Origin of the sequence: Micromonospora craniellae, assembly GCF_014764405.1 — a bacterium.
Lineage (GTDB): Bacteria > Actinomycetota > Actinomycetes > Mycobacteriales > Micromonosporaceae > Micromonospora > Micromonospora craniellae.
The window spans coordinates 180,457-207,143 of sequence record NZ_CP061725.1 but is presented as its reverse complement, the minus strand read 5'-3'; the positions used below and the strand labels follow the sequence as shown (position 1 = coordinate 207,143).

21 protein-coding genes, 1 pseudogene and 1 CRISPR repeat array are annotated in these 26,687 nt (G+C 70.6%); of the genes and pseudogenes, 12 read left to right on the top strand and 10 right to left on the bottom strand.

The genetic code is table 11. The annotated features are described in order from the left end of the window. Nucleotides 1-2 precede the first annotated feature (2 nt). A complete protein-coding gene (locus ID554_RS00915) occupies nt 3-656 on the top strand; it encodes a hypothetical protein (RefSeq protein WP_117229820.1) in 654 nt (217 codons plus the stop codon). Between the two features lie 83 nt (nt 657-739). On the opposite strand, the gene ID554_RS00910 is transcribed toward ID554_RS00915, so the two are convergent. Continuing rightward, entirely contained in the window at nt 740-934 is a 195-nt protein-coding gene (locus ID554_RS00910) for a DUF5703 family protein (RefSeq protein WP_117229821.1), read from the bottom strand. Between the two features lie 58 nt (nt 935-992). Next, entirely contained in the window at nt 993-1,964 is a 972-nt protein-coding gene (locus ID554_RS00905; protein ID WP_117229822.1) for an aldo/keto reductase, read from the bottom strand. Nucleotides 1,965-2,111: 147 nt separating this feature from the next. Here ID554_RS00905 and ID554_RS00900 point away from each other — a divergent pair, with 147 nt between their 5' ends. Both ID554_RS00900 and ID554_RS00895 read left to right on the top strand, forming a co-directional pair. Beyond that, nucleotides 2,112-3,164: an LLM class F420-dependent oxidoreductase gene (locus ID554_RS00900; protein WP_117229840.1), complete on the top strand. Its 1,053-nt coding sequence runs from the start codon at nt 2,112-2,114 to the stop codon at nt 3,162-3,164. Beyond that, nucleotides 3,161-3,997, top strand: a complete 837-nt coding sequence (locus ID554_RS00895) for an undecaprenyl-diphosphate phosphatase (protein WP_117229823.1) — start codon at nt 3,161-3,163, stop codon at nt 3,995-3,997. The genes ID554_RS00900 and ID554_RS00895 overlap by 4 nt, the downstream gene beginning before the upstream one ends. Nucleotides 3,998-4,182: 185 nt before the next feature. Here the strand turns inward: ID554_RS00895 and ID554_RS00890 are convergent, their stop codons facing one another. Further along, entirely contained in the window at nt 4,183-4,770 is a 588-nt protein-coding gene (locus ID554_RS00890; protein ID WP_117229824.1) for a hypothetical protein, read from the bottom strand. Nucleotides 4,771-5,364: 594 nt separating this feature from the next. On the opposite strand from ID554_RS00890, the gene ID554_RS00885 reads away from it, so the two are divergent. The 4 genes from ID554_RS00885 (at nt 5,365) to mshC (ending at nt 8,899) form a co-directional block, all read left to right on the top strand. Further along, on the top strand, nt 5,365-6,078 hold the full coding sequence (locus tag ID554_RS00885; protein WP_117229825.1) for an MSMEG_4193 family putative phosphomutase: 714 nt from the start codon (nt 5,365-5,367) through the stop codon (nt 6,076-6,078). Nucleotides 6,079-6,205: 127 nt separating this feature from the next. Further along, nucleotides 6,206-6,781 carry a DUF3090 domain-containing protein gene (locus ID554_RS00880; protein WP_117229826.1) on the top strand — a complete coding sequence of 192 codons (576 nt, stop codon included), beginning with the start codon at nt 6,206-6,208 and terminating at the stop codon, nt 6,779-6,781. Beyond that, nucleotides 6,778-7,596: an SCO1664 family protein gene (locus tag ID554_RS00875; RefSeq protein WP_117229827.1), complete on the top strand. Its 819-nt coding sequence runs from the start codon at nt 6,778-6,780 to the stop codon at nt 7,594-7,596. Before ID554_RS00880 ends, ID554_RS00875 begins: the two co-directional genes overlap by 4 nt. 70 nt (nt 7,597-7,666) lie before the next feature. Continuing rightward, entirely contained in the window at nt 7,667-8,899 is a 1,233-nt protein-coding gene (gene mshC, locus ID554_RS00870) for a cysteine--1-D-myo-inosityl 2-amino-2-deoxy-alpha-D-glucopyranoside ligase (RefSeq protein ID WP_117229828.1), read from the top strand. 252 nt (nt 8,900-9,151) lie between these two features. On the opposite strand, the gene ID554_RS00865 is transcribed toward mshC, so the two are convergent. Both ID554_RS00865 and ID554_RS00860 read right to left on the bottom strand, forming a co-directional pair. Continuing rightward, the gene (locus tag ID554_RS00865; RefSeq protein WP_117229829.1) at nt 9,152-9,943 is read right to left on the bottom strand and encodes a GntR family transcriptional regulator; all 792 of its coding nucleotides are present in this window, start codon (nt 9,941-9,943) and stop codon (nt 9,152-9,154) included. A gap of 140 nt (nt 9,944-10,083) precedes the next feature. Beyond that, the gene (locus ID554_RS00860) at nt 10,084-10,953 is read right to left on the bottom strand and encodes a PAC2 family protein (RefSeq protein ID WP_117229830.1); all 870 of its coding nucleotides are present in this window, start codon (nt 10,951-10,953) and stop codon (nt 10,084-10,086) included. Between the two features lie 294 nt (nt 10,954-11,247). On the opposite strand from ID554_RS00860, the gene metH reads away from it, so the two are divergent. Then, on the top strand, nt 11,248-14,751 hold the full coding sequence (gene metH / locus ID554_RS00855; protein ID WP_117229841.1) for a methionine synthase: 3,504 nt from the start codon (nt 11,248-11,250) through the stop codon (nt 14,749-14,751). Nucleotides 14,752-14,863: 112 nt separating this feature from the next. Here metH and ID554_RS00850 read toward each other — a convergent pair whose 3' ends face one another. The 3 genes from ID554_RS00850 to ID554_RS00840 form a co-directional block, all read right to left on the bottom strand. Beyond that, on the bottom strand, nt 14,864-16,459 hold the full coding sequence (locus ID554_RS00850) for a hypothetical protein (protein ID WP_117229831.1): 1,596 nt from the start codon (nt 16,457-16,459) through the stop codon (nt 14,864-14,866). An 89-nt stretch (nt 16,460-16,548) separates the two neighbouring features. Continuing rightward, nucleotides 16,549-17,235: a hypothetical protein gene (locus ID554_RS00845; protein ID WP_117229832.1), complete on the bottom strand. Its 687-nt coding sequence runs from the start codon at nt 17,233-17,235 to the stop codon at nt 16,549-16,551. A gap of 46 nt (nt 17,236-17,281) precedes the next feature. Then, complete coding sequence (locus tag ID554_RS00840; protein ID WP_223884385.1) at nt 17,282-18,433, bottom strand: FAD-binding oxidoreductase; 1,152 nt, start codon at nt 18,431-18,433, stop codon at nt 17,282-17,284. Nucleotides 18,434-18,736: 303 nt separating this feature from the next. On the opposite strand from ID554_RS00840, the gene ID554_RS00835 reads away from it, so the two are divergent. After that, complete coding sequence (locus tag ID554_RS00835; protein WP_223884384.1) at nt 18,737-19,756, top strand: XRE family transcriptional regulator; 1,020 nt, start codon at nt 18,737-18,739, stop codon at nt 19,754-19,756. A gap of 117 nt (nt 19,757-19,873) precedes the next feature. Next, nucleotides 19,874-21,031 carry an ISAs1 family transposase gene (locus tag ID554_RS00830; RefSeq protein WP_117230052.1) on the top strand — a complete coding sequence of 386 codons (1,158 nt, stop codon included), beginning with the start codon at nt 19,874-19,876 and terminating at the stop codon, nt 21,029-21,031. A 21-nt stretch (nt 21,032-21,052) separates the two neighbouring features. Here the strand turns inward: ID554_RS00830 and ID554_RS00825 are convergent, their stop codons facing one another. After that, the gene (locus ID554_RS00825; RefSeq protein WP_191088568.1) at nt 21,053-21,946 is read right to left on the bottom strand and encodes an IS982 family transposase; all 894 of its coding nucleotides are present in this window, start codon (nt 21,944-21,946) and stop codon (nt 21,053-21,055) included. A 466-nt stretch (nt 21,947-22,412) separates the two neighbouring features. Then, nucleotides 22,413-23,173: direct repeats of the CRISPR family, unit length 28 nt; unit sequence GGATCATCCCCGCGTGCGCGGGGAGCAG. Between the two features lie 248 nt (nt 23,174-23,421). On the opposite strand from ID554_RS00825, the gene ID554_RS00820 reads away from it, so the two are divergent. Further along, nucleotides 23,422-23,763: an ArsR/SmtB family transcription factor gene (locus ID554_RS00820; protein ID WP_117230989.1), complete on the top strand. Its 342-nt coding sequence runs from the start codon at nt 23,422-23,424 to the stop codon at nt 23,761-23,763. A gap of 3 nt (nt 23,764-23,766) precedes the next feature. Then, a complete protein-coding gene (locus tag ID554_RS00815) occupies nt 23,767-24,252 on the top strand; it encodes an SRPBCC family protein (RefSeq protein ID WP_117230990.1) in 486 nt (161 codons plus the stop codon). Between the two features lie 80 nt (nt 24,253-24,332). On the opposite strand, the pseudogene ID554_RS00810 reads toward ID554_RS00815, so the two are convergent. Continuing rightward, nucleotides 24,333-26,300: pseudogene (locus tag ID554_RS00810) on the bottom strand (N-6 DNA methylase); the annotation flags it as partial. Nucleotides 26,301-26,687 lie beyond the last annotated feature (387 nt).

The following is a 26,687-nucleotide window of genomic DNA, read 5'->3' as shown; positions in this document are numbered from 1 at the left end:
CCATGACCGACCAGCACGGTGAGCTGGAAGCCGCACTCGAGCGCGTGATCGAAGCGGCCCGCCACCACCTGGCCGCTGTCCGCGCCGCTGAGGGCCGGATCGACGACGACGACGTGTGGCAGGCGTACGTGGCGTTGAACAACGCGTCGTACGCCTACGACGAGCAACTCATGGACGCCTTCGGCGAGGTGACCCCGTGGGACGTCGAGTCGATCGACCCGAACGAGGCCGACCAGCGTTTCGGTGGCGCCGAAGGCGTGGAGCCGACCGACCCGCACCCGCAGGTGATCTCGGTACGCCAGCGGCGTGACTACCGGGTGCCCAGCGTCTCGGCGCTGATCCGGGTCGCCGAGGCGGCCCGCCGCGAGGGCGCTCCCGGCGAGGACCAGATGCCCCCGGTGGAGGGGGTCGGCGAGGCGGTGCTGGAGCTGCTGCAGAGCGGCGACGGCTCGCTGGGTGCTCTCGACGTCCCGGAGCTGGAGCCGCTCGACGGCGTGGTCATGGTCAGCGAGGTCGGCACCCCGGTCGACCTGGAGTCGTTCGACGACGACGACCCGGTGGGCCCGTTCCAGCCGGCGGCCGACGACCGGCTGGTCGGCCGACTCGACGAGCACCCGTTCATGGAACTCGACGACGAGCACGACCACGTGCGCTGAGGCCGCGCACGGTGGTTTCGTCCGGTGGTGGGCACGTCTGTTGTCGCTTACGCAGCAACAGATCTACCCACCGCTGGCTCGGGTCAGTAGGACAGGCCGGGCTGCGGCGTGCCGCTGGCCAGGCGGCGGCGGAGCACCACCTGGCGGGTGCCGTCGCGGAACAGCTGTACCCGGGCCAGCTCCCACCCGCTGAACTCGGCCTGGATCGCCAGTTGCGCGGCAGCCGCCAACCGGTCGACGTTCGGCGGTAACCGCAGCGGCGCGTATTCGTAGTCCATGAGCCCTATGCTGCCCATTCGAAGCCACCGCGCGCCACCCTGTGGGCGGGGAGGCGGGTCACCCGTCGCGTTCGGGGTAGCCGACCTCCAGGGCCGAGACGTCGTCCAGGGCGATGGTGATCTCCTCGGGCAGGGTCATCCGCTCCACCTGGAGTGCGCCGAGCAGTTGCCCGGAGGTCCGCGCGCCGAGGATCGGCGCGGTCACCCCGGGCCGGTCCCGGATCCAGGCCAGCGCCACCTCCAGCGGAGAGACCCCGAGGCCCCCGGCGGCGGTGGCGACCGCCTCCACGATGCTGGAGCAGCGCGGCTCCAGATAGGTGGCGACGAAGCGTTCGAAATGGGGCGACACCGCCCGGGAGTCCGCCGGCCGGCCGTGCCGGTACTTGCCGGTGAGCACCCCGCGTCCCAGCGGCGACCAGGGCAGCACACCCAGGCCGAGCGCCTCGCAGGCCGGCAGCACCTCCCGCTCGACCCCCCGCTCCAGCAGGGAGTACTCCACCTGCGCGGCGACCACCGGGGCGCGTCCCGGCCAGGCCGCCTGCCAGGCCGCCGCCCGGGCGGTCTGCCAACCGGAGAAGTTCGACACGCCGACGTAGCGGACCCGGCCGCTGGCCACCGCGTGGTCCAGCGCGGCCAGGGTCTCCTCCAGCGGGGTGGCCGGGTCGTGACCGTGCACCTGGAACAGGTCGACGTGGTCGGTGCCCAGCCGTCGCAGCGAGGCGTCGAGCGTGCGCAGCAGGTGTCCCCGGGAGCCGTCGCGACGGCGGGGGCCACCCGGGCGCAACCCCGCCTTGGCGGCGATGAGCAGCTCGTCGCGGGGCACCAGACCGCCCAGCAGTGAGCCGATCACCGACTCGGCGTCGCCGTCGCCGTACACGTCGGCGGTGTCGATCAGGTTGCCACCCGCGTCGAGGTAACTCTTCAACTGCGCAGCGGCGTCGTCGGCATCGGTGTCCCGGCCCCAGGTCATGGTGCCGAGCGCGAGCCGGGAGACCGCCAGCCCGCTTCGGCCGAGCGGTCGCTGTTGCATGGGTGAACCTTATTTCGAACGGGGGCCGAACCGATATCCTCGCTCCCGTCGAGTCTGCCCAGACGCACGGCGATTCGGGTGAGCCGGTGATCGTCGCTCTCGGCGGCATTGCGTAACCTGATGCGACTGCGGATGGGGGAGGACTCTGTGCGACTCGGGCTAAACCTCGGATACCAGACAGCCTGGAGCACGCCGGCGGATCATCTGGCCATGGCTCAGGAGGCGGACCGACTCGGCTACTCGGTGGTGTGGGCGGCGGAGGCGTACGGCTCGGACTCGCCGAGCATGCTCTCCTGGATGGCCGGGCAGACCGAGCGGATCGACGTCGGCAGCGCGGTGATGCAGATCCCGGCGCGTACGCCCGCGATGACCGCGATGACCGCAGCCACCATCGACGCCCTCTCCGGCGGCCGGTTCCGGCTCGGCCTGGGCGTCTCCGGCCCGCAGGTCTCCGAGGGCTGGCACGGCGTACGGTTCGGCAAGCCGCTGGCGCGTACCCGGGAGTACGTGGACATCGTGAAGCTGGCGGTGGCCCGCAAGGAGGTCGCCTACGACGGCGAGTTCTACCAGTTGCCGCTGCCCGACGGACCCGGCAAGGCACTGCGGTTGGGCTTCCATCCGCCGCGTGAGCACATCCCGATCTACCTCGCCGCGGTCGGCCCGAAGAACCTGGAACTGGCCGGCGAGATCGCCGACGGCTGGCTGGCCGTCTTCTACGCCCCCGAGTTCGCCGAGGAACAGCTCGCGGCGGTACGCGCCGGGCGGGCCAGGGTCGGCAAGGAACTGGCCGGTTTCGACGTGGTGCCGTCGGCGCCGGTCGTGGTCGGCGACGACGTCGACTCCTGCGCGCAGTTGGTGCGCTGGTACGCCGCCCTGTACGTGGGCGGGATGGGCAGCCGCCAGCAGAACTTCTACAACCAGTTGGCGACCCGGATGGGGTACGGCGACGCCGCCCGCGAGGTGCAGGACCTCTACCTGGCCAAGCGGCAGCGGGACGCGGCCGCCGCGGTGCCGTTGGAGTTCATCGACCGGACCTCGCTGCTCGGACCCAAGGAACGGATCGCCGAGCGGATGCGCGAGTACGCCGAGTCCGGCGTCACCACCCTGTCGGTCACCCTGTTCGCCGGTGACCGGGACAGCGGGGTGCAGACCCTGCGTACCGTCGCCGAGGCGCTGGAACTCTCGGGAGTCGGGGAGTGACCTGGATCGAAGCCATCGTCCTGGGCATCGTCCAGGGCCTGACCGAGTTCCTTCCGGTCAGCTCGTCGGGGCACCTGCGGATCACCTCGGCGATCTTCTTCGACCGTGACGCCGGGGCGTCGTTCACCGCAGTCACCCAGCTCGGCACCGAAGCAGCCGTGCTGCTGTACTTCGCCAAGGACATCTGGCGTATCGGCCGTACCTGGACGGTCGGGATCTGGGATTCCTCGGTGCGGTCCAGCCTCGACTACCGGATGGGCTGGTACGTGATCGTCGGCTCGATCCCGATCGGGGCGCTCGGCTTCCTGTTCAAGGACCAGATCCGGGAGACCGCCCGGAACCTGTGGGTGGTGGCCACGACCCTGATCGTGTTCGCCTTCGTGCTCGCCTTCGCCGAGTACTGGGGCCGGCAGACCCGGACGTTGAAGGACTTCCGGATGCGCGACGGCGTGGTGATGGGCCTCGCCCAGGCGATGGCGCTGATCCCCGGGGTGTCCCGGTCCGGTGCGACGCTGACCTTCGGTCTGTTCCTCAACCTGACCCGGGAGACGGCGGCCCGCTACTCGTTCCTGCTGGCCATCCCGGCCGTGGTGATGTCCGGGATCTTCAGCCTCGGGGACGTCTTCGAACCGGCGGCCCCGGGCACGTCGGCGCCCACCGTCGCGCAGATGGTCGTCGCCACGTTCATCGCCTTCGCCGTCGGGTACGCGGCCATCGCGTGGCTGCTGCGCTTCGTCGCCCACCACACCCTGTACGTCTTCGTGCTCTACCGGGTGGCGGTCGGCACTCTGGTGTTCGCCCTCCTGCTCACCGGCACCATCAGCGCCACCTGATGTGTAAGGAAGGGTCCCCTGCTATCGCCTGGTGTATAGCAGGGGACCCTTCCTATCGTGCGTCGCTTTCGGGCGTCGCGTCGCTTTCGGGCAGGGTTGGTGGTGCGTTGACGGCCGGCGCCCCGGATGGGGTGCCGGCCGTCGTGGTGGTGTGGGGTGTCGCTGCTGGTGATGGCGTTGGTGGGTCAGCTGTTCCAGTGCTCGGCGACGAGGTCGGCGGCCTGCTGTTCCCACTGGGCGTAGTGGTCGGGGAATGCGGAGACCTGCACGGTTTGGGCGGCGACGGTGAGGGGCATGTCCTGCCAGCCGTCGACCTGCTTCAGACCCTTGAGGAAGGCGAGGGTGGAGTATTCGGGGTCGGTGATCTGTTCGACGGTGCCCCAACCCGAGGACGGGCGCTGCTGGAACAGGCCCTGCGAGTCGTGGTCGTTGCGGGCGCCGAGGTGACCCAGGTTCTCCAGCTTCGACTCCTGGAACGCCGTCCCGATCGCGATCACCGCGGCACGCTCGTCCATGCCGGCCTTCTTGGTGGCGGCGATGATCGCCTTCGCGTTGGCGACCTGCTCGTCGTCCAGGTCGATGCGGGACTGGGTGCCCTGCACACCGTGCGGGATCAGCGTGCCGGTGTCGGGCTTGTCGGCCTGGACGGCGGCGGTGATGGGGTTGGTCGGGGTGGTGTCGGTGGTGGTGTGGTTGAGGGGGCCGGCGGCGAGGCCGCCTGCGACGGTGAGTCCGGCGATGGCCAGGACGCTGTTGCGCAGCATGGTGTTCATGGGTTAGCTCCATTCGGGGGTGGGGCGCCGCGGGGGATGCGGTGCCGACGCCGTCTGGCGCTGGGGTGGTTCTCGGGGGATGGTGTGGCCCGGGTTGGCGGGGTGTGGTCGCCGCTCGCGGTGCCGGGTCCAGGTGTAACGACCGGCCGGGGCGGGTCATTCCCGGTGGGGAGCCAGGGCTCGCGTGGGTTGCCGCAGCGGGCGCGCTGGAGGCGGCCGGTCTTCGTTACAACGACCCCCGGCCGCCGAGAATTCCACCGACAAGCAGTGAATAGCGGACAAAGGGCCCAGATGTGTCGCGTCGTTCGGCTGAGGTCGGGCTACTGCGCCGGCGGTGGGTAGATCTGTGGTCGCCAGAGCGACCACAGATCTACCCACCCTGGGCTCTCCTCGTGTCGCGATGTTAGGAAGGGTCCCCTGCTATACACCAGGCGTTAGCAGGGGACCCTTCCTTCCATCTCCCGCCCGAACATGTGGTCGGGGACGGTCGCTGTCGCACGCGGAAACGAGCCGCGTGCCGTTCGGTGCGACACGCGAGGTATGTCGGGGTCGGCGCTACCGACGGGACGGGCCGGGCGGCGGTGAGGGCCTAGTGTGGTGCGGGTGGCGACACTCCTGCTCCTGCGACACGGACGCACCACCGCCAACGCCGACGGGGGTCTGGCCGGTCGGCAACCGGTCGAACTGGACGACACCGGGCGTACCCAGGCCTGGGCCGTCGGCGAGCGACTGGCGAGCCTGCCGCTGGCCGCCGTGGTGACCAGCCCGCTCATCCGCTGCCGGCAGACCCTGGAACTCGCCCTGCCGCAGGCCGCACCGGTCGTCGAGGACGGGCTCATCGAGTGCGGGTACGGCACCTGGGAGGGCCAGCCGCTGAAGAAGCTGGCCAAGGAGCCCCTCTGGGCGGTAGTGCAGCAGCACCCGAGCGCGGCGGTCTTCCCCGAGGGGGAGGCGATGGCGCAGATGGCGGCCCGGGCGGTGGCGGCGGTACGGGCCTGGGACGCCCGGATCACCGCCGAGCACGGCCCGGAGGCGGTCTGGCTGGCCTGTAGCCACGGTGATGTGATCAAGGCGATCGTCGCCGACGCGCTCGGCGTACACCTGGATCTCTTCCAGCGGATCGTGGTCGACCCGGCGTCGGTGACCGCGATCCGCTACTCGCCGCTGCGTCCTTTCCTGGTCCGCCTCAACGACGTCGGCGGCGACCTGGCCGGGCTGGTGCCGCCGGTCCGCAAGCGGCGTCGCCGGGCCACGCGGCCGGCGGACTCGGACGCCGCCGTCGGCGGCGGTGCGGGCGGAGCCAGGTGACCCCGGCCGGCCGTCCCGCGCCGACCCGGAACGCGGCGGGCGCCGTGGTGAACGGCTCCGCCGCCCGACGGTCGAGACGGGCCGGTGGGGTGCGCGGTGTGTGGGGCCGCCGGATAGGGTCGTGGGTATGACGCACCAGGTGCACGCCTTCGAGCCGCCTGAGCGGTTCGTCGCCGGGACCGTCGGGCCGCCGGGGGAGCGTACGTTCTTCCTCCAGGCCCGGGGCGGCGGCCGGGTGGTCAGCGTCGCGCTGGAGAAGGTCCAGGTCTCGTTGCTCGCCGAGAAGCTGGAGGAGCTGCTCACCGAGGCGCAGCGCCGGTTCGGCGTCGACCTGCCCGAGGCGCCCGCCTCGCTGGGCGACAACGAGCCGTTGGAGACGCCGGTCGACGAGGAGTTCCGGGTCGGCACGCTGGGGCTGGCCTTCGACGCGGACAGCGCGACCGTGGTCATCGAGGCCATCGCCGTCGGCGAGACGGAGAGCGAGCTGGAGCTCGGGGAGTCGGAGGAGGACGAGGCCGACGACGTCGAGCCGGACGAGGACCTCGACCGGCTCCGGGTACGGCTGACGCCAGAGGCGACCCGTGAGTTCATCGAGCGGGCGCGGCGGGTGGTCAACGCCGGCCGGCCCCCGTGTCCGCTGTGCGGCCAGCCGCTCGACCCGGCCGGCCACCTCTGCCCCCGGAACAACGGCTACCACCGGTGACCTCGTCCGGCCTGGCACCCCGGCAGGACGGCGGCGCGGCGTTGCGGCTGCTGCGTGACGGTGACCTGACCATCGAGGGCCGGCTGGTAGACGCCTCCAACACCACCTTGCGCGCCATCCTCACGCTGGACGGCGCGACCGCCCGCTGCGTCTACAAGCCGGTACGCGGTGAGCGCCCCCTGTGGGACTTCCCGGACGGCACCCTGGCCGGCCGTGAGGTGGCCGCCTACCTGGTCTCCGCCGCCAGCGGCTGGGATCTGGTGCCGCCCACGGTGCTGCGCGACGGCCCGTTCGGCCCGGGCTCCTGTCAACTGTGGATCGACGAGCCGGACGACACCGAGCGCCTCGTCGGGTTCGTGCCGGCCGACGCCGTGCCGCCCCGCTGGTTCCCGGTGGTGGCGGCCCGCGACGACGACGGCACCCCGTACGCGCTGGCGCACGCCGACGACCCGCGACTGGCCCGACTCGCGGTGCTCGACGCGGTGATCAACAATGCCGACCGCAAGGGCGGCCACGTCCTGCTCGGCCCGGACGACCGCGTGTACGGCGTCGACCACGGGGTCAGTTTCCACGTCGAGGAGAAGCTGCGGACGGTGCTCTGGGGCTGGGCCGGGCGACCGCTGCCGGCGGACGCCGTCGAGGCGCTGGACCTGCTCGCCGGTCAGGTCGCCGGCCCGCTCGGCGACGAGCTGGCCGACCATCTCACCCTCGGCGAGATCGCCGAGGTGGCGGCCCGGATCGGTCGGCTGCGCGAGACCTGCCGTTTTCCGCAGCCGTCCCGGGACTGGCCGGCTGTGCCGTGGCCGCCGGTCTGACCTGACCATGTCGGCTTGGTCACTCGAAGCCCGGCGTGACGCCTGCGGTCGGCTGGCTAGGCTGGCGGTCATGGAGTCATGGGTGGGGCACGAGGTGCCGCGGCTGCCGGGCAGGGGCGGGCCGCTGAGGTTGTTCGACTCGGCGCGGCAGGGTGTGCATCCGGCCGACGGACCGACCTCCATGTACGTCTGCGGCATCACCCCGTACGACGCCACCCACCTGGGGCACGCGGCCACCATGATCACCTTCGATCTGGTGCAGCGGATGTGGCGCGACGCGGGCCACGAGGTGCGGTACGTGCAGAACGTCACCGACATCGACGACCCGCTGCTGGAACGGGCCGAGCGCGACGGCGAGGACTGGAAGGTCCTGGCGATGCGGGAGACGGCGCTGTTTCGGGAGGACATGGAGGCGCTGCGGATCATCCCGCCGGCACACTACGTCGGTGCCGTGGAGTCGATCCCGGACATCGCCGAGAAGGTGCTGCTGTTGATCAAGGACGGTGCCGCGTACCGCCTCGACGACGGCACCGGAGACGTCTACTTCGACATCTCCGCCGCGCCGCGGTTCGGCTACGAGTCCAACCTGTCCCGTGACGAGATGCTCAAGATCTTCCCCGAGCGCGGCGGCGACCCGGACCGCGCCGGCAAACGCGACCCGCTGGACCCGCTGCTGTGGCGCGGCGCCCGTCAGGGCGAACCGTCCTGGCCCGGCGACGACCTCGGCCCCGGCCGTCCCGGCTGGCACATCGAGTGCACGGTCATCGCGCTGAACCTGCTCGGTGCCACCATCGGCGTCCAGGGTGGCGGCAACGACCTGATCTTCCCGCACCACGAGTGTTCCGCCGCGCACGCCGAACGGCTGACCGGCACGCTGCCCTTCGCCGAGCACTACGTGCACGCCGGCATGATCGGCCTGGACGGCGAGAAGATGTCCAAGTCCCGTGGCAATCTCGTCTTCGTCTCCCGGCTGCGCGCAGACAAGGTCGACCCGATGGCCGTCCGGCTGGCCCTGCTCACCGGCCACTACCGCGCCGACCGCTCCTGGACCGACGACCTGCTGACCGCCGCGCAGGAGCGCCTGGCCCGATGGCGTCGGGCCGCCGCCGCACCCGCCGGGCCGTCCGGCGAGACCTTCCTGTCCGGCGTACGCGACCACCTCGCCGACGACCTCGACTCCCCGGGCGCCGTCCAGTTGGCCGACGAGTGGGCCGAACGCACCCTCACCGGCGAGGCCGACGACCCGGCCGCCCCCGCCCTCGTCACCACCACCCTGGACGCCCTCCTCGGCATCCGTCTCTGACCCCTACCCTCTCGCGCCCGCACCGCGTCGGTCCCGGCAGCGTCTGCCGTGCGGCCTCGTGCTCGACCGCGTCGTGCCGGACCGCGTCGATCATGGAGTCGTGGCACGTGGTTCGCTCGCTTATGAGCCGTCATGTCATCGCCAGAAGTCCATGATCGACGGCAACCCGCGCGGTTCCGCGGGGCGAGTCCGGTCGGCGGCGAGTGGCCCGGCCGGCGGGGCAGGTCTTGGCGGCGGACTGAGGAGCAGGGGTCAGCCGAGGACCAGGCCGGGGTCGGGGTCGGGGTCGGTGGTGGGGGCCGGGATCTGGTACTCCTCGGTCAGGGTGGTGACCGGGCCGGGCCAGGTGGCCTGGGCGACCTCGATCGGTTTGCGGTGCGCGTCGTAGGCCACGTGCAGCAGGTGCAGCACCGGGGTGTCCGGCCGGATCTGGAGGGTCTCGGACTCCTCGCGGCTGGGCTGGCGCGCGGTGATCGTGTCGGTGGCGGTCGCGTACCGGCGTCCGATGGCCTCCTCGGCCTCCTGGTAGAGCGGGCGGCCGAACGCCTCGGCGCGTTCCAGTGTGGTGCCGGCGGTGTCGGCGGGCAGGAACCAGGAGGCGCCCACCTCGACGGGTGAGTCCTCGGTGCGGACCAGGTGGCGGCGGCAGAGCAGCTCGGTGCCGTCGGGCACGCCGAACGCGTCGGCGACCTCGGGCGGTGCGGGGGAGCGGCCGACCGCGACGAGTTGCTGGCGGTACCGGGCGGCCAGGTCCGTGTGGTAGCCCCGGAAGCCGCCGTAGCGACCTCGGGAGAGCCGGTTGAGTCGCCGCCGGGTGCCTCGCACGTACGTGCCGGAGCCGGGCTTGGTGATCAGGATGCCTTCGACGCGGAGCTGGTCGACGGCGCGTTGCACGGTCTGCTTGGCCACGCCGAACATCTCGGCGATCGCCGGGATGGACGGCAGCCGCTCACCCGGCCCCCAGTCGCCCCGGCGGATCTGTGCCTTGAGCTGCGCGGCGATCTGCCGGTGCGGGCACTCCGCGGCACCTGGGTTGATCTGCATCGCCGACCTCCTATCAGCTAGGTTCCTAGGATGCACTACACGGCGTGTGCCGCGCCACCCCGACACCACGCACCGGCTGCCGACAAAGGAAAGCCCCGGACACGTCACCGTGTCCGGGGCGTCGCGCAAGAAGGGAAGGGCTACCAGGACCCGGCGGTCGGGCCGGCGGAGCCGCCACGGCGGCGCAGGTATTTCTCAAACTCCTGCGCGATCTCGTCCCCGGTCAACGGGGTGATGCCCGCGTCGCCGACGCGTTCCTCCAGCTCGCGGACGTACTCGCCGAGTTCGGCGTCCTGCTCGGCGGCGCTGCGGACCCGCTGCTCCCACTCGGCGGCCTCCTCGGCCAGGTCGGCCATCGGCACCGGCAGGTCGAGCACCTCCTCGACCCGGTGCAGCAGGGCGAGGGTGGCCTTGGGGCAGGGCGGGTTGTTGGCGTAGTGCGGCACGTGCACCCAGAACGAGACGGCGTCCACCTCGGCGCGGGTGCAGGCGTCGTGCAACACGCCGACGATGCCGGTCGGTCCGTCGTACCGGGTGGGGGTGAGCTGGTAGCGGCGAGCGGCGTCGGCGTCGGAGGCGCTGCCGCTGATCGGCAGCGGCCGGGTGTACGGCACGTCGGCCAGCAGCGCGCCGAGCAGGACCACCCGCTCGACCTCCAGGCTGTGGCAGATCTCCAGCACCTGCTCGCAGAAGGTGCGCCAGCGCATGCTCGGCTCGATGCCCCGGATCAGCACCACGTCCCGTTCCGTGCCGGACGGGCTGGCCACGGTGAACCGGGTGGTCGGCCACTCCACCCGTCGGGTGGCGCCTTCGGCCATCGTGATGGTGGGCCGGCTGACCTGGAAGTCGTAGAAGTCCTCCGGGTCCAGTTCGGTGATCGGTCGGGCCTCCCACACCTGTTCCAGGTGTTCTACGGCGGCGGTCGAGGCGTCGGCGGCGTCGTTCCACCCCTCGAAGGCGGCGATGGCCACCGGGGACCGCAGCACCGGCAACCCGTCGAACTCGGTCACGCCGTCACCTCACCCTGCTCGTCACCGGCGGCCCCGGGCGACCGCCCGCCGTGCGTGGTGGTGTCGCTGATGTCCCTCACATCAGTCAGCCTACGTGCCGCGCCGGTACCCGGCCCGTCGGCCGCGCCGGATCCGGCACCGGCCGCCACCGGGGGTGCGGCACGCGTTGACGGAACGTAGCTCACATAGTGGGCAAAAGCGGGCAGGTGATCCGGGCTACACATTGTGGGAACGGCCCCTACGTGGGGCTGCGGGCGCGCTGAGTCGCACTAACCTGAGGGCGTGCGGAATTCGTTGCTCGACGCGCTGGCAGACCGGATCCTCGTCACCGACGGGGCGATGGGCACGATGCTCCAGGCCGCAGACCTGACCCTCGACGACTTCGACGGTCTGGAGGGGTGCAACGAGATCCTGAACGTCACCCGCCCGGACGTGGTGCGCGGGGTGCACGAGGCGTACCTGGCGGCGGGCGCGGACTGTGTGGAGACGAACACCTTCGGTGCCAACCTGCCGAACCTCGCCGAGTACGACATCCCCGAGCGCATCTGGGAGCTGTCCGAGGTGGGGGCGCGGCTGGCTCGGGAGGCCGCCGACGCGTACTCGACGCCGGATCGGCCCCGCTGGGTGCTCGGCTCGATCGGCCCCGGGACCAAGCTGCCCACGCTCGGTCACGCCGCGTACACCACGCTGCGCGACGCGTACCAGCAGAACGCCGGTGGTCTGCTCGCCGGTGGCGCGGACGCGCTGATCATCGAGACCTGCCAGGACCTGCTCCAGGTCAAGGCCGCGGTGACCGGGTCGAAGCGGGCTATGGCCGAGGCGGGCGTCCAGGTGCCGATCATCTGTCACGTCGCGGTCGAGACCACCGGCACCATGCTGCTGGGCAGTGAGATCGGCGCGGCGCTGACCGCGATCGAGCCGCTCGGGGTGGACCTGGTCGGGCTGAACTGCTCGACCGGCCCGGCCGAGATGGGCGAGCACCTGCGCTACCTGGCCCAGCACTCCCGCATCCCGGTCTCGGTGATGCCGAACGCCGGCCTGCCGGTGCTCACCGCCGACGGCGCGTACTTCCCGCTCGGCCCGGAGGACATGGCCGACGCCCTGGAGCGGTTCGTCGTCGAGTACGGCGTCGCGCTGGTCGGTGGCTGTTGCGGCACCACGCCCGAGCACATCCGGGTGCTCTCCCAGCGGATGCGCGACGTCCGGCCGGTGGCCCGCGAACCGCGGGCCGACGCCGGTGTCTCCTCGATCTACCACCACGTGCCGTTCGCCCAGGACGCCAGCGTGCTGATGGTGGGGGAGCGGACCAACGCCAACGGCTCCAAGGCGTTCCGGGAGGCGATGCTCGCCGCCGACTGGCAGGCCTGCGTGGAGATCGCCCGTGGCCAGGCCCGGGACGGCTCGCACCTGCTGGACCTCTGCATCGACTACGTGGGCCGGGACGGCACCACCGACATGCGCGAGCTGGCGGGGCGGTTCGCCACCGCCTCCACGCTGCCGATCATGCTGGACTCGACCGAGCCGGCGGTGATCGAGGCCGGCCTGGAGATGCTCGGCGGCCGGTGCGTGGTCAACTCGGTGAACTTCGAGGACGGCGACGGCCCGGATTCCCGGTACGCGCGGGTCATGCCGGTGGTCGCCGAGCACGGCGCCGCCGTGGTCGCGCTGCTCATCGACGAGGAGGGCCAGGCCCGCACGGCGGAGTGGAAGGTACGCGTCGCCGAGCGGCTGATCGAGGACCTGACCGGCCGGTGGGGGCTGCGCCGCGCCGACATCCTCATCGACGCGCTGACCTTCCCGATCGCCACCGGGCAGGAGGAGACCCGCCGCGACGGCATCGAGACCATCGAGGCGATCCGGGAGATCGCCCGCCGCTGGCCGGGAGTCAACTTCACGCTGGGCATCTCGAACGTCTCGTTCGGCCTCAACCCGGCGGCCCGGCAGGTGCTCAACTCGGTCTTCCTGCACGAGTGTGTGCAGGCCGGGCTGACCTCGGCGATCGTGCACGCCAGCAAGATCCTGCCGATGGCCAAGATCCCGGACGAGCAGCGCGAGATCGCCCTCGACCTGATCTACGACCGCCGCCGCGAGGGCTACGACCCGGTGCAGCGGTTCATCGAGGTCTTCGAAGGCGTCGACGCCGCGTCGGCACGCGCCACCCGGGCCGAGGAGTTGGCCGCGCTGCCGCTCAACGAGCGGCTCAAGCGGCGCATCGTCGACGGCGAGCGCAACGGCCTGGAGGCCGACCTGGACGCCGCGATGGCCGCTGGCACCGCACCGCTGCTGATCATCAACGACATCCTGCTGGACGGCATGAAGGTCGTCGGTGAACTGTTCGGCTCCGGCCAGATGCAGTTGCCGTTCGTGCTCCAGTCCGCCGAGGTGATGAAGACCGCGGTGGCGTACCTGGAACCGCACATGGAGAAGGACGACGACGGCGGCAAGGGCCGCATCGTGCTCGCCACCGTCAAGGGCGACGTGCACGACATCGGCAAGAACCTGGTCGACATCATCCTGTCCAACAACGGCTACGAGGTGGTGAACATCGGCATCAAGCAGCCGATCTCCGCCATTCTGGACGCCGCCGAGCAGCACCGCGCCGACGCCATCGGCATGTCGGGCCTGCTGGTCAAGAGCACGGTCATCATGAAGGAGAACCTGGTCGAGATGGCCACGCGCGGGGTCGCGGAGCGCTGGCCGGTCCTGCTCGGCGGCGCGGCGCTGACCAGGGCGTACGTCGAGGACGACCTGCGGTCGATGTTTCCCGGCCAGGTGCACTACGCGCGCGACGCCTTCGAGGGACTCTCCCTGATGGACCGGGTGATGGCGGCCAAGCGCGGCGGCGCTCCCGTGGTCGACGCCGAGCGGGAGGCGGCCCTGGCGGCCCGGCGGGCCCGCCGGGAGCGGCAGCGCGCCGTGGTCGCCGAGTCGCTGCCGGAGCTGAGCGACGCCTCGGTCCGCTCCGACGTGGCCGCCGGCGTGCCGGTGCCGCGCGCACCGTTCTTCGGCACCCGGGTGGTCAAGGGGGTGCCGCTGGCCGACTACGCGGCGCTGCTGGACGAGCGGGCCACCTTCATGGGCCAGTGGGGCCTGCGGGGCGCACGCGGTGGCAAGGGTCCGTCCTACGAGGAGCTGGTGGAGACCGAGGGCCGGCCCCGGCTGCGCTACTGGCTGGACCGCCTGATCGCCGACAAGGTGCTGGAGGCGGCCGTGGTGTACGGCTACTTCCCGGCGTACTCCGAGGGCAACGACCTGGTGGTGCTGGACGAGAACGGCCACGCCGAGCGGGCCCGGTTCACCTTCCCCCGGCAGCGCCAGGAACGGCGGCTCTGCCTGGCCGACTTCTTCCGCCCGCGCGGCGACGACCTGGACGTGGTCGCCCTGCAACTGGTCACCGTCGGTCAGCCGGTCAGCGAGTACGCGGCCAAGCTGTTCGCCCGCAACGAGTACCGCGACTACCTGGAGGTGCACGGGCTGTCCGTGCAGCTCACCGAGGCGCTGGCCGAGTACTGGCACAAGCGGGTCCGGGCCGAGCTGACCCTGCCCGACGGCCGTACCGTCGCCGACGACGACCCCACGGACCTCGCCGGCCTGCTCCGCACCGACTACCGCGGCTGCCGGTACGCGTTCGGCTACCCGGCCTGCCCCGACCTGGAGGACCGGGCGAAGATCGTGGAGTTGCTCGGCGCGGAACGCATCGGCGTGGAGTTGTCCGAGGAGTTCCAGCTCATGCCGGAGCAGGCCACCGACGCCATCGTGGTCCACCATCCGGAGGCCAGCTACTTCAACGCCAAGTGACACTGTCGCCGTCCTGAGCTGCACGAACACTGTCCCGCTGGGCGCTCAGGCCGTGGTCGCTGCAGAGGATCCTGTTGACCGAGCAGCAGGCGGTGCGCTGACCGTGCGACCGTCACCCGGTCGCGGCGTGCTCGTCGCCTTCCACACCGAGACCGGCCAGCACCGCGCCCCGGTAGACGACGACCGGGTCGCCGGAGCCGTCGCGCCGCGCGATCACCACGGCGTCGAGGTCGCTCGGCTGTCCACGGGGACGGGTCGGACGCAGCGAGATCAGCAGATGGTCCCCGTCCGGAGTGAGGATCACCTGGTCGACACGCTGGTCGTCGCCGGCACCGGTGGGCACCTCGGCCGCACCGCCGGACCCGTCGGTCACCAACACCCGGTCGGCCCGCTCCTCCCCGTCCGCGTCGACCAACGTGTGCAGCACCACACCGCCACCGAGGCTCGCGGTGGGCGTGGCGCCCGGCGGGGCGACGGTCACCGTACCGTCGGGACTGAGGGTGAGCATCTCGCCGCCCGGCTGGAACAACAACGCCGACACCACCGACGCGACGGCCGGTGGGGTGTCGGTCTTGCGTACCGTCACCGCCGACGCGGCGGGCGTGTTCGGGTGCGGCGTCGTGGTGGCCTCGGAGAGCCGCACCGACCAGGCGCGCGTGGGGCGCGGCGTCGGCTCGCCGCGGTCCGGCCCGAACGGCACGTCGACGACAAGGGCGGTGTCCCCGGACACCGTCGCGGTCACCGACCCCGTCATCGGCGGCAGGTCCGCCACCGGCGTGACCGCGCCCGACGAGAGATCGAGCACGGCGAGCCGGCGACTGTCGGAGCGGGTGTCCACCACCACGGCCCGTCGCCCGTCGGGCGCGAAGGCGACCTCCCCGACCGGGCTGAGCAGGGTACGCACCGCACCGTCCGGGGCGACCACACTGATCGTCCGCAGCCTGTCGACCAGGTGCAGCACCGCGAAGCCGCCTTCTGTCATCGTCCCCTGAACGGCACCGCTGCCGAGGGGAACGGTGGGTCGGGACCGCCCGTTCGAGGTGTCCGCGACGACGAGCTGCCGGGGCCGCTCCCTGGTGAGCGCGGCCAGGTAGCGGCCGTCCGCACTGGCGGCGATCGGGTACGACGGCAACGTCACCGGCGGACTCGCCGCCCCGGTCCTCAGGTCGATCCCCCCGTACCCGCTGCGCGGCCGGTCCTGCCACACCACACCACCCAGCTCGGCGGCGGTGCAGGCCGCCTCCACCGACGGCTGTGCGATCGCACCCTCGCCGGACACCGTGAGGCACCGGAATCCCGTGATCGACAGCCCGGCGCCGACGCCGGTGACCTCCCGGGCGGACGTGTGCTCGGGCAACGTGACGTCGCGCAGCCGACCGCCCACGAGCAGCGCGTCCCGCCGATCCTCCGCCAGGCCCCGCGCGACCGTCGGGAACCGGGGATCGCCCAGGGCGAGGTTGACGTGCCGCCGGGCCGGCGTCACCCCCGCCACGTCGTCACCGAACCGGTCCAGCGCCAACAACCCCACCAGGTCGCTGCGCCGCTCGTCCGACACCGGCACCGCCAGCACCGCCGCACCGAGTCCCCGCACCTCGGCCGGCAACGGTGCCGCCCGGACCGGCAACTCCGACTCCGCCCCGTCGGAGCAGCCGGCGACCGTCGCGAGAGCGGCTACCGCGATCAGGGCGGTCCAGCGGGTACGCGTCATGCCGCCATTGTGATCACCTGAGGCAACCCGCCGCGAGATGTAAGGAGGGGTCCCCTGCTAACGCCTCGTGTATAGCAGGGGACCCCTCCTCACATTCGGCGGTGCGGTGCGGGGGTGAGTCTGCTCCGTCTGACGTACCACAGGTAAGCGGCGACGAACGCCATCAGGCTCACCGTCACGCCGAGAGAAGCGACAGTCGCGATGGTCGGGACTCGCGGATCGTGGAACAGCATCACGAACGCGTACACCTGGAAGACCGTGAGGGCGGTGATGCCCGCCCAGGAGTCGGTCGTTCGCAACACCTGGTGCAGGCGGTCCACCGCGGGATGCTCGTCGACGTCGAGACGTACCGGGCTGGCATGGGTCGACATCGGCCCGTTCCACGGGCTGAGCAGAGGTATCAGCCCGGACGCCCGCCAGCTCGGTTGATGCTGACCGGCCACCTCGCGGAAGACGCGGCGATAGAAGATGGAGAGCCGCAGGGCGGTGACCGCACGGAGCACCATGAGCATCATGGCGACCGGGATGACGAGCCGTACCGGGGAGATGTCATGGATCTTCATGCCCAGCAGCTCGGCTTCCAGGAGTGTGCTGTGCGTGAGGAGGACGAATGCGGCGGCGAGAAGGAGCCCACGGGTCACCGCCCGACTGGCGCCTCGCCCCTGCTCCTCCTGGACCTGCAGGAGACGTGACAGGAAGAACCGCACGTCGTCCTTGTCGACGTCGTCGCCCGCCAGAAGCCTGGTCGCCCGCTGCTCGATCGTCAGCTCGTCCACGACCGTGAACGGTATCGAGCATCGGCAATGCCGAAGGGGTCGCACGTCACGCCTGCGCCGGCCGGTCGGCGGCGCACTGGTCCCGCTGCCGCTCGGGGCAAGTCGGCCGTCGCCCCCCACCGCGCCGAGTCCCGGCCCGCCCGAACGTGACCGCCAGGTGCAGGTCGGCGGCGGCGATGCCGGATCCGGGCAGCCGGGACCGGGCCGCCTCGATCAACGCCGGAGGCCCGCAGACGTACACGGCCTGCCCTGGCCGATGGTGACGCCGGGCGACCGTGACCAGGTCACCCCGGGCGGCCGGAGCCACCGCCGGATCGTCGGAGAACGCGGGTACGACGGTCAGCCAGTCGCGATGGGCCCGCTGGAGCAGGTCCAGGGTGGACGCGTCGTACAGGTCGAACAGGGTGCGCGCGCCCACCACCAACGTGACCCGCCGCCCGTTGGGAGCCGTGGCGACCTGCTCCACCATCGCCCGTAACGGCGCCAGCCCGGTCCCACCGGCCGCCAGCAGCAGATCCGCACCGGCGGACGCCTCCAGCGACAATCCGACGTCGACCGCCGGCCCCAACCAGAGCGTGTCGCCCGGCCGGACCTGCGTCGCCAGCAGCGGCGACAGCGCCCCCGCCGACACACTGCGCACATGGAACTCCAGCGTCCCGTCCGGACGTGGCGCGTTCGCCGGGGAGTACCACCGCCAGACGCCCGGCAGCCGGGGCGTACCGATTGGCACCGCCTGGCCCGGCCGGAACCGCAACCGCCGTACCGGCCGGACCGTCAGCACCGCCACCCCGGCGACCGGCTCCGTCCGCGACTCGACCTCACCGACCATCACCTGCGGCCCGTCGCCGACCGCCCCCGCCACCCGCTCCACCAGCCGCAACGCCCGCCGGCACCCGCGCTCCCAGCGCCCCGCCGCCCCCGCGTCCCAGGCCGTACCCGAGAACCGGCCCACCGTGTCCACCAGAGCCGCGCTGATCGCGGTGTCGTGATAGGCGTGCAGCCCGAACCGCTGGTACATCCGCCCCAGCACGGCCAGCGCCGCCCGCCGCCCCGCCGGATCGTCCCGCCCCGCGATCACCTGCCCGAGCGTGGTGAAGAACATCGACGCGTACAGGTGCGGCAGGAACCGCACGCTCCGATCCTCCATGAACGCCCAAAAATGATCACTGGCCCGCTCATGCACCCCACGAACGGCCACCCACGACAACCTCGCGTCAGCCATGAGTCCGGCCGCTCATCGTCGAGCAAACGTGAGTGGCGTCCACCAGTGGCGTGAATACGTCAGCACCAAGCACATTCATGTCAGGTCTCCGTCGAACGGCCGATGGCGTCACGATGAGCGCCCGAACTCGGCGCGGTCGTGCCTGTCGCACCTGCCCGCCGGGGCTCGGTACCGCCGACGTCTACGTTTTCGTGGATTCGCACCCAACTACAGATGTCACTGCGGTGACACGGCCCTGCCCCCTCGTTGCCACCGCTGAAGAGAGCGATAATGGATGGCATGGCAGAAGTTCTGGACGCGTCCGAGGACCGGCCGGTCTGGGCCTCCCGACTACGCGCCGAACGCGCGGCGCGGGGCTGGTCTCAGGCGGACGCGATCCGGGCGCTTCGTGCCCATTCAAGAGAGCGGCTCCCGACGGACAGCACCTTGCTGCGTAACTGGAAGCGCTGGGAAGCCGGCGGAACGGAACCGGACCCGTTCTACAAAACGCTCATAGCCAAGACCTTCGGTACTGTTACCGCCGCGTTCTTTCCTCCCCAGACCTCCCACGATGCAGATCGGGCGTTGTTCGCCGGGACCGGGATGGAAACGCTGGAAATCCTGGCGAGAGTCCGTGCGTCCGACGTCTCGCCGTCGACCCTGGATGCTCTGACAGTCACTGCCGACCGTCTCTGCTGCGAGTACCCGTACATACCCTCGGAGCAGCTCCACGCCGAGGGCCAGGCATGGCTGCGGCGCATCACGTCCATGATGGACCGCCGACTCACGCTCTCTCAGCACCGGGAGGTCCTGACCCTTGCCGGATGGGTCGCTCTCCTGGTCGGCTGCCTTGAGTACGACATGGGCGACCGTAGAACCGCAGAGGGCACCCGGCGAGCGGCGCTCTCGCTCGGTGAAGAGGCCGGCAACACCGCTGTTTCGGCGTGGGCGCACGAGATGCGAGCGTGGTTCGCCCTGACGCAGGGTGACTATCGAGGTGCGATCGCTGCTGCCGAGGCGGGCGAGGAGATCGCAACGAGCGATGCCGCCGCAGTCCAACTCGCGGCACAGCGTGCCAAAGCCTGGGCGCGTCTGGGTGACAGACGACAGGTCGAGACCGCCCTTGATCAGGGTCGCCGCCTTCTGGAGTCCTTCCCGTACCCGGCGGACGTCGACCATCACTTCATGGTCGACCCAGCGAAGTTCGACTTCTACGCGATGGACTGCTACCGCATCGTCGGTGAAGATCGCCTGGCCAGTATGTACGCCCCAGGGCGTTCGCAAGGTAGTGAGATGACCGGATTGCCGATTGTGGGGTAGTCACGCCGGTTCCGGCGGGTACGTGAGAGAGCGCGGCCTTCTGGTGATCATTCAGGTGTCTAGACTGGATGATCGAGGAAGACCGCGCTCGTGGAAGCATCATTGTTGATCGGCGGGTTGTCCGCACGCCTGGGTGGCGTGTCGCCGTTGTCGGAGCGGGACACGCCGGGGTTGCTGCAGGTCCTTGCCGAGGTGCCGGACCCGCGTGATGCCCGGGGTCGGATCTATGCGCTGCCGGGGCTGCTCGCGATGGCGATCGCGGCGGTGCTCTCGGGATCCAGCCGGGTCGTGGAGATCGTCGAGTGGGCTGCGGATCTGCCGGACGCGGTGTGGGACCGTCTCGGCGCGGCCCGCGACGCCTTGACCGGGGCCCGGCGGGTGCCTGATGACGGCACGCTGGGCCGGGTGCTGGCCGGCATCGACGCCGACGCGTTGGATGCCGCGGTGTGTCGCTGGCTGCTCGGCCGGGCCGGTGTGACCGGGCGGGGTCGGCGGGTGATCGCCGTTGACGGCAAGACGCTGCGTGGCAGCGGCCCGGCCGGGTCTCAGGCGCACCTGCTGGCCGCGTTGGACCAGGCCGAGCAGATCGTCCTGGCGCAGATCGACGTTAATGGGAAGACGAATGAGATCAGCCGGTTCCAGCCGTTGCTCGACGGTCTGGACCTGGCCGGGGCGGTCATCACGGCGGACGCGCTGCACACCCAGCGCGAGCATGCCCGCTGGCTGGTCGAGGACAAACACGCCGGATACGTCTTCGTCGTCAAGCGCAATCAGCCACGGCTCTACCGACAGGTCAAGGCCCTGCCCTGGGGGAAGATCCCCGCCCTGGACGCCACCCGTGAGCGCGGGCACGGCCGCTACGACATCCGGGAGTTGCAGGCGGTCACCTGTCTGGGGCCGCTCGCGCTGGACTTCCCACACGCGGCCCAGGCCCTGCGTATCCGGCGCCGCCGACACAACCCGGCCACCGGACGTTGGTCCACCGTCACCGTGTACGCGATCACCAGCCTGACCGCAGCCGCGGCCGGTCCCGCTGACCTGGCCGACTGGCTACGCGGACACTGGGCCATCGAGGTCCTTCACCATATTCGCGACACCACCTACCGCGAGGACGCCAGCCGGCTACGCACAGGCAACGCGCCTCGCGCCCTGGCCACCCTTCGCAACACCGCGATCAGCCTCCTCCGCCTCAACGGCGCCACCTCGATCGCAGCAACCCTGCGCCGAAACAGCCGAGATCCATACCGATCCCTACAAATACTCGGACTCACCTAGACGAGTTGTTCCGAATTGCGGTCAGTGGTCGTAGGCGATCAGTGACCGGGTGACGGGTGCGCCGGTCTTGTTGTTGTGCCAGATCGCCGCGGTCATGGCGAGGAGGCGTTGGGCGACCCGGACGGCCACACCGTCGAAGGTTCGTCCGCCGTGTTGTTCCAGGTCAAGCTGGCCTTTGAGGGTGTCGTTGACCGACTCGATCAACTGGCGGACCTTCTTGAGCATCGGCTCGCCGTAGCGGGCCTTCTCCTTCTTGCGGGACGGGCGCAGCAGTTCGATGCCCTGCTCGGCCAACTGCCGCTCGAATGGCTTGGAGGCGAATCCCTTGTCGCTGATCAGCAGGATCCTGTCGTGCTCTGCCACCACGCCGGCCTCGACGTCCAGCATCGCGGCGAGGACCTCTCGCTCGCCGATCTTCGGGTTCGCGAGGGCCCACAGGATCGGCATCCCGGTCGGGGTGCAGACCAGGTAGAGCCGGAGTCCCCAGAAGAAGCGGGAATGGGAGGCGCAGTAGCCGTATCCGGCCCAGCCGGCGAGGTCTGAGCGCTGGGCGGTGGGGCGGGACATGCCGCACGGGATGGGGGTGGAGTCGACGATCCAGTGGTGGTCGAACCAGAAGTCACTGTCGCGGGCCAGGTCCCGGATGACCTTTTTGATCAGCGGCAGGGCAGCGCGGAGCCGTTTGTTGTAGCCCGGCCGCTGCGGCAGGTAGGGAAACCAGGGGCGCAGGTGGATACGGGCGTAGCGGATCCAGTGCGCCTCAGAGCGGGCACCGAGCAGGACCTGCGCCACCGCGAGGCATACCAGTTCGGAGTCGGTCAGTAGCGGCGGCCGTCCCCGCCACCGGGGGGTGCGGATGCTGTCGTCGATCTTCACGTACAGTGCGGTCAAGAGGGTATCCAGGTCTTGCGTCACACCATGATCTTGGATGCCCTCTCTTCATGCCCAGACATCGACCCCTGACTTCGGAACTACTCGTCTAGAACGGACATACCTCGACCTTGCGAACGCCCTGATGTACGCCCAAGAGGTCATCAACTCCTCGACCGACCCGCACGGAATCCCTCGCAAGCCCATGCGGATTGCGGAAGCCTGGGTGACATTGGGTGTCACAGCGGCTCGGGATGGAGATATCGAAGCAGCGTTGTCCCATGGACGCCGAGCCCTCGAAGGCGACCGGAAGTCGCTGCCGTCTCTCTTGATGTGCTCGCGTGAGTTGGCGGATACGTTGGCCAGCCACTGTCCAGATAAGAGTGAGGTCGTCTCGTATTTGGATGAACTGCGCGCTCTGACCATGGCAAACCGATAGACGAGTGCGGTACCGACTGAACACGGGGAGCAGCTGGCGCTCGCCGAGTGCGTGTCGCCCGTGCTGGCCGCGGGATCATCCCCGCGTGCGCGGGGAGCAGCGGTACGACGCCGATCACTGCCGTGCCTGCGGGGGATCATCCCCGCGTGCGCGGGGAGCAGATGAACGGGGCATCGTCCACGGTGGCTCGGACCGGATCATCCCCGCGTGCGCGGGGAGCAGCCGACCACGATCGCGAAACCGTGCCCGTCCCGGGGATCATCCCCGCGTGCGCGGGGAGCAGCTACAGCGACAATGCCCCCGCCGGGAGCGCAGAGGATCATCCCCGCGTGCGCGGGGAGCAGCGTTTCGCCGCCGCCGCCGTCGTCACCTGCTCAGGATCATCCCCGCGTGCGCGGGGAGCAGCCGCCGAGCGTGAACGCGCTGCGGCTGGTGAAGGGATCATCCCCGCGTGCGCGGGGAGCAGGGTGGCGCCCAGTGGTAGTCGGGTTGGTGCACGGGATCATCCCCGCGTGCGCGGGGAGCAGACGACCTTGGGGCACAGCTCGTCTGGTCCCCAGGGATCATCCCCGCGTGCGCGGGGAGCAGGTGACGAGGTCGCCGAGGATCGGTCGGGCGTCGGGATCATCCCCGCGTGCGCGGGGAGCAGCACCTCCGGCGCCAACAGCATCGTGCGGCTGCGGGATCATCCCCGCGTGCGCGGGGAGCAGGCACCGTCGCCGCCGCGTCCGGAGCCGAAGCCGGGATCATCCCCGCGTGCGCGGGGAGCAGGACCCGAAGCACAATGCAAAGTCCATGGCGGAGAGGATCATCCCCGCGTGCGCGGGGAGCAGACTTCCTGACCTGCGGCGCTAAAGATCAACCTTGCCGTTTCTCTTCACTTCGACTCTCAAGATCATGCCCTTCGGTTCGGATGGACAGGCCGGATGAGCATCTCGCAGGCGGCCTTCAGCCTAACGCGCGTCGACGGCCGAACACGTCTCGCCATGCCCGCGCAGCCCGGATCCCACCGGGGTGACCGAAAGCCGCTGGCGGGTGGAAACACTTGCAACGTACAACCGGATGGTTGTATGGTCGTCTGGTGACGGAGACGAATGAGGACCGGGCAGACACCCTGTTCCACGCACTCGCCGACCGCACCCGACGCGACATCCTCCGCCGCGTGCTGGCCGGAGAACACTCCATCTCGACACTCGCCATCAAGTACGACATGAGCTTCGCCGCCGTACAGAAACACGTCGCCGTGCTGGAAAGAGCCGGGCTGCTGACCAAACGACGCAACGGCCGCGAACAACTGGCCAGCGGCGACATGCAGGCAGTGCGATCAGCGACAGCCATGCTCACCGAACTCGAACACATCTGGCGCGGCCGCATCACCCGCATCGACGCGCTCATCACATCCGATCCCGACCAGGAGGACTGAACCATGCCCGTCACCGACGTCCAGCAAGACCTCGACAACCTGACCCTGACCATCACCGCCGACTTCGCCGCCCCCGTGGAACGCATCTGGCAGGTGTACGCCGACCCACGCCAGCTGGAAAAGATCTGGGGACCACCGACCTACCCGGCCACCGTGGTCGACCACGACCTCACCCCCGGCGGCCGGGTCACCTACTACATGACCAGCCCCGAGGGCGAGCGCTACGCCGGATACTGGCTCATCACCGCCGTGGACGCGCCGCGAGGGCTCTCCTTCGACGACGGCTTCGCCGACCTCGACTTCACACCTGTCCCGGATGCGCCCGTCTCGAAGAACGTCTACACCTTCACCCCGCACGAGGGCGGCACCCGCGCGACCTACGTGGGCACCTACGCCTCCGCCGAGGCGCTTCAGAAGGTGCTGGACATGGGTGTGGTGGAGGGTACCTCCTCGGCGATCAACCAGATCGACGACCTGATCGCCTCCTGATCGCCCGCTGTCGCCGGGGCCGACCGTGGCCCCGGCGACCGTGTGGAGCAGCGCCCGGCCGTCGCGGTCGTCGTCAATGGTCAGGTCGGTCCGGACCCGAGGTCGAGGGTGCCCGCTGCCAGGCTGTCGCTGATCTCGCGGGCAAGTGCGCCGCCCGCCGCCGCCGCGCGGTCCAGCTTGCTGCGGAACTCCACGAGCTGACGAAAAGCCCGCCCGTACGCGCGTTGCTGCGTCAACGGCACCACGGGGATGCTGAGCCGCCGTATGTCGATGCGGAGCGCGCCGTTGGCGGTGCTGGAGGGACGCCCGGCCAGGCGCAGGTTGTCGCTACGGGAGATGATCCCGGCGACGAACCACGGATCGAAGCGAGCGGTGTCGACACGCAGTAGCTGCGCACCTGACCCGAGTTCGGCGCCCACCTGATCATCGGTGGCCACTCGTGCGTTGATCCGCTGTCCGATCGCGGGGACGAGGACGTCGCCGGGGCGTACCTGCGGTCCCGGGTTGTCGTCGGCGAGGCGGGTCGTCGTGCCGGTGGCGGGACCACCGGACAGGATGTCGGCGATGGTGAGCACGGTGCTGGTGGCGGTGACGCCGGATCTGCGACTCCGCGAGGCGGCGCGGTGCACGGAGACGCTGCCGGACCGGATCAGGTCGATGATGTCGGCCCGGGGAGCTTCGCGCAGCGCCGCTTTCGCTTCCTGTCGTATCGCCGGAAGGCCATGGCGCACCTCGTCGAGGAGTTGGGCGAGGCCGTCGATCCTGGCGAGGAGCTCGACCGGGTCGGCGGCGGGGCCACCGGCTTGCGGCAGGTGGCGTTGTGGGGTCAGGTCGACCTGGTCGTCGAGTACCTCGATGGCGGGTACCGCGCGGTGCACGCCGGGCAGCTCCGCGTACCCGTCGGTGCGGTAGGAGTCCCAGGCGGCGCTGACGCTCCCGGCGAGGGTGCGGCTGGCCGGCGTGGCGGTGGCGTCGAGCACGAGCAGGTCACCGGTTGGTGGCTGGCGCGGATCGGGCTGGGTGAGCACCCACACGTGCAGGCCGAGGCCGGCCGGCGGCATCAGCCCGGCCGGCAGGGCGACGACCGCCCGAAGCGCGCCACGACGGACCAGCTCGGCGCGGACGCGTCGACCTGCCGAGCGCGCCGCGGCAGCCGGAGGCATGAGCACGACGGCGGTCCCGCCGGGGGAGAGGTGGGCCAGCGCGTGTTGCACCCAGGCGAGTTCCGGTTCGGTGCGAGGGGGCAGGCCGTAGGTCCAGCGAGGATCGTAGGCGAGCTGGTCGTGACCCCAGTCGTGTACGCCGAAGGGGAAGTTCGCCACGACGACGTCGGCCTGTAGGCCGGGCAGCGCGTCGGCGATCAGGCTGTCGCCGACGTGCACGACGGGCGGCTCGGCGTCTGGCGTGGTGCGCCGGGCACGCAAGTGAACGAACCACAGCCGCAGCAGGGTGATCAGGGCGTACTGCGGGTTGATCTCCTGTGCGTGGCAGCGGGTCACGGCGCCGTGTCGCAGCGCCCGGTCGGCGGCCACGCGAAGGATCGAGCCGGTGCCGCTGGTGAAGTCGAGGGTGCGGGCTCCGGACCCGGCGAGGGCCACCATCACCTCGGCGACGACGTCCGGGGTGCCGGCGAGGCCGGACAGCGACTGGGCGGAGGAGACGTACCGGCCGTGCAGGTGTTCGAATGCGGCCTCCGCGCCCTGTTCCGAGCTGAGTTCGTCGAGCGTGCGCAGCAGCGTGGTGAGCGGGGCGCTCCACTGCTTCGGCAGCACGGCACCCACCATCGCGGCCAGAACGGGGTCGAGGGCACGCAGGCGGGTGGTGAGTTGTCGAGGAGTGGGCAGACCCTCGGTGAGGGACGCGGTCTCGTCGGCCCGGGTGAGCAGGAACGCGCCGGCGATGCCGAGCACGTCGCTGATCTGCGCCGCCGGCTGGTGGCTCTCGATGTGCCGCCACGCCCAGATGCGGATGGTGTTGTCCTTCGCCCCGGCCGCGAGTCGCGATCCGTCGAGGGAGAAGGCCAACGCCTCGAACTCCACGCCGTTGGCGCGCGACACGACGACGCGGGCCGTCAAGCGGATCCAGCGACCGTCGCTTTGCTACAGTCGTCACCGCGTCGGTCACGGCGTTGGCATTCCAGCATCAGCAAGCTACTTGAGGAGCAAGAGTGTCCGTCCGCCCCAACATTCAGCTTTCGGTGACTCTGCCGCAGGTGGAGGTGATCTGCCTGGTGGTCTTGATCTTGTGTATCATCGTGCGGATGTGATCTTCGCCGGAGATTGGGCCGAGGGGCGATTCCCTCGGCCCCACCCCCGCGAGCGCGGGGAATGCGATCTCCACGGCATGCCCGCGTCGGCGAGCTATGGATCACCCCTGCCTGGCAGGGATATGCAGCAGTATGTCACGTTCCTGACAGGTGCTTTGATGGTTGATCT

What these genes read in the sequence shown, in the direction of transcription:
- ID554_RS00865 (WP_117229829.1), bottom strand. Translation starts at nt 9,943, where the DNA reads ATGCAGATCAACCCAGGTGCCGCGGAGTGCCCGCACCGGCAGATCGCC.
- ID554_RS00910 (WP_117229821.1), bottom strand. Translation starts at nt 934, where the DNA reads ATGGACTACGAATACGCGCCGCTGCGGTTACCGCCGAACGTCGACCGG.
- ID554_RS00915 (WP_117229820.1), top strand. Translation starts at nt 3, where the DNA reads ATGACCGACCAGCACGGTGAGCTGGAAGCCGCACTCGAGCGCGTGATC.
- ID554_RS00890 (WP_117229824.1), bottom strand. Translation starts at nt 4,770, where the DNA reads ATGAACACCATGCTGCGCAACAGCGTCCTGGCCATCGCCGGACTCACC.
- ID554_RS00905 (WP_117229822.1), bottom strand. Translation starts at nt 1,964, where the DNA reads ATGCAACAGCGACCGCTCGGCCGAAGCGGGCTGGCGGTCTCCCGGCTC.
- ID554_RS00850 (WP_117229831.1), bottom strand. Translation starts at nt 16,459, where the DNA reads ATGACGCGTACCCGCTGGACCGCCCTGATCGCGGTAGCCGCTCTCGCG.
- ID554_RS00815 (WP_117230990.1), top strand. Translation starts at nt 23,767, where the DNA reads ATGCCCGTCACCGACGTCCAGCAAGACCTCGACAACCTGACCCTGACC.
- ID554_RS00835 (WP_223884384.1), top strand. Translation starts at nt 18,737, where the DNA reads ATGGCAGAAGTTCTGGACGCGTCCGAGGACCGGCCGGTCTGGGCCTCC.
- ID554_RS00880 (WP_117229826.1), top strand. Translation starts at nt 6,206, where the DNA reads ATGACGCACCAGGTGCACGCCTTCGAGCCGCCTGAGCGGTTCGTCGCC.
- mshC (WP_117229828.1), top strand. Translation starts at nt 7,667, where the DNA reads ATGGAGTCATGGGTGGGGCACGAGGTGCCGCGGCTGCCGGGCAGGGGC.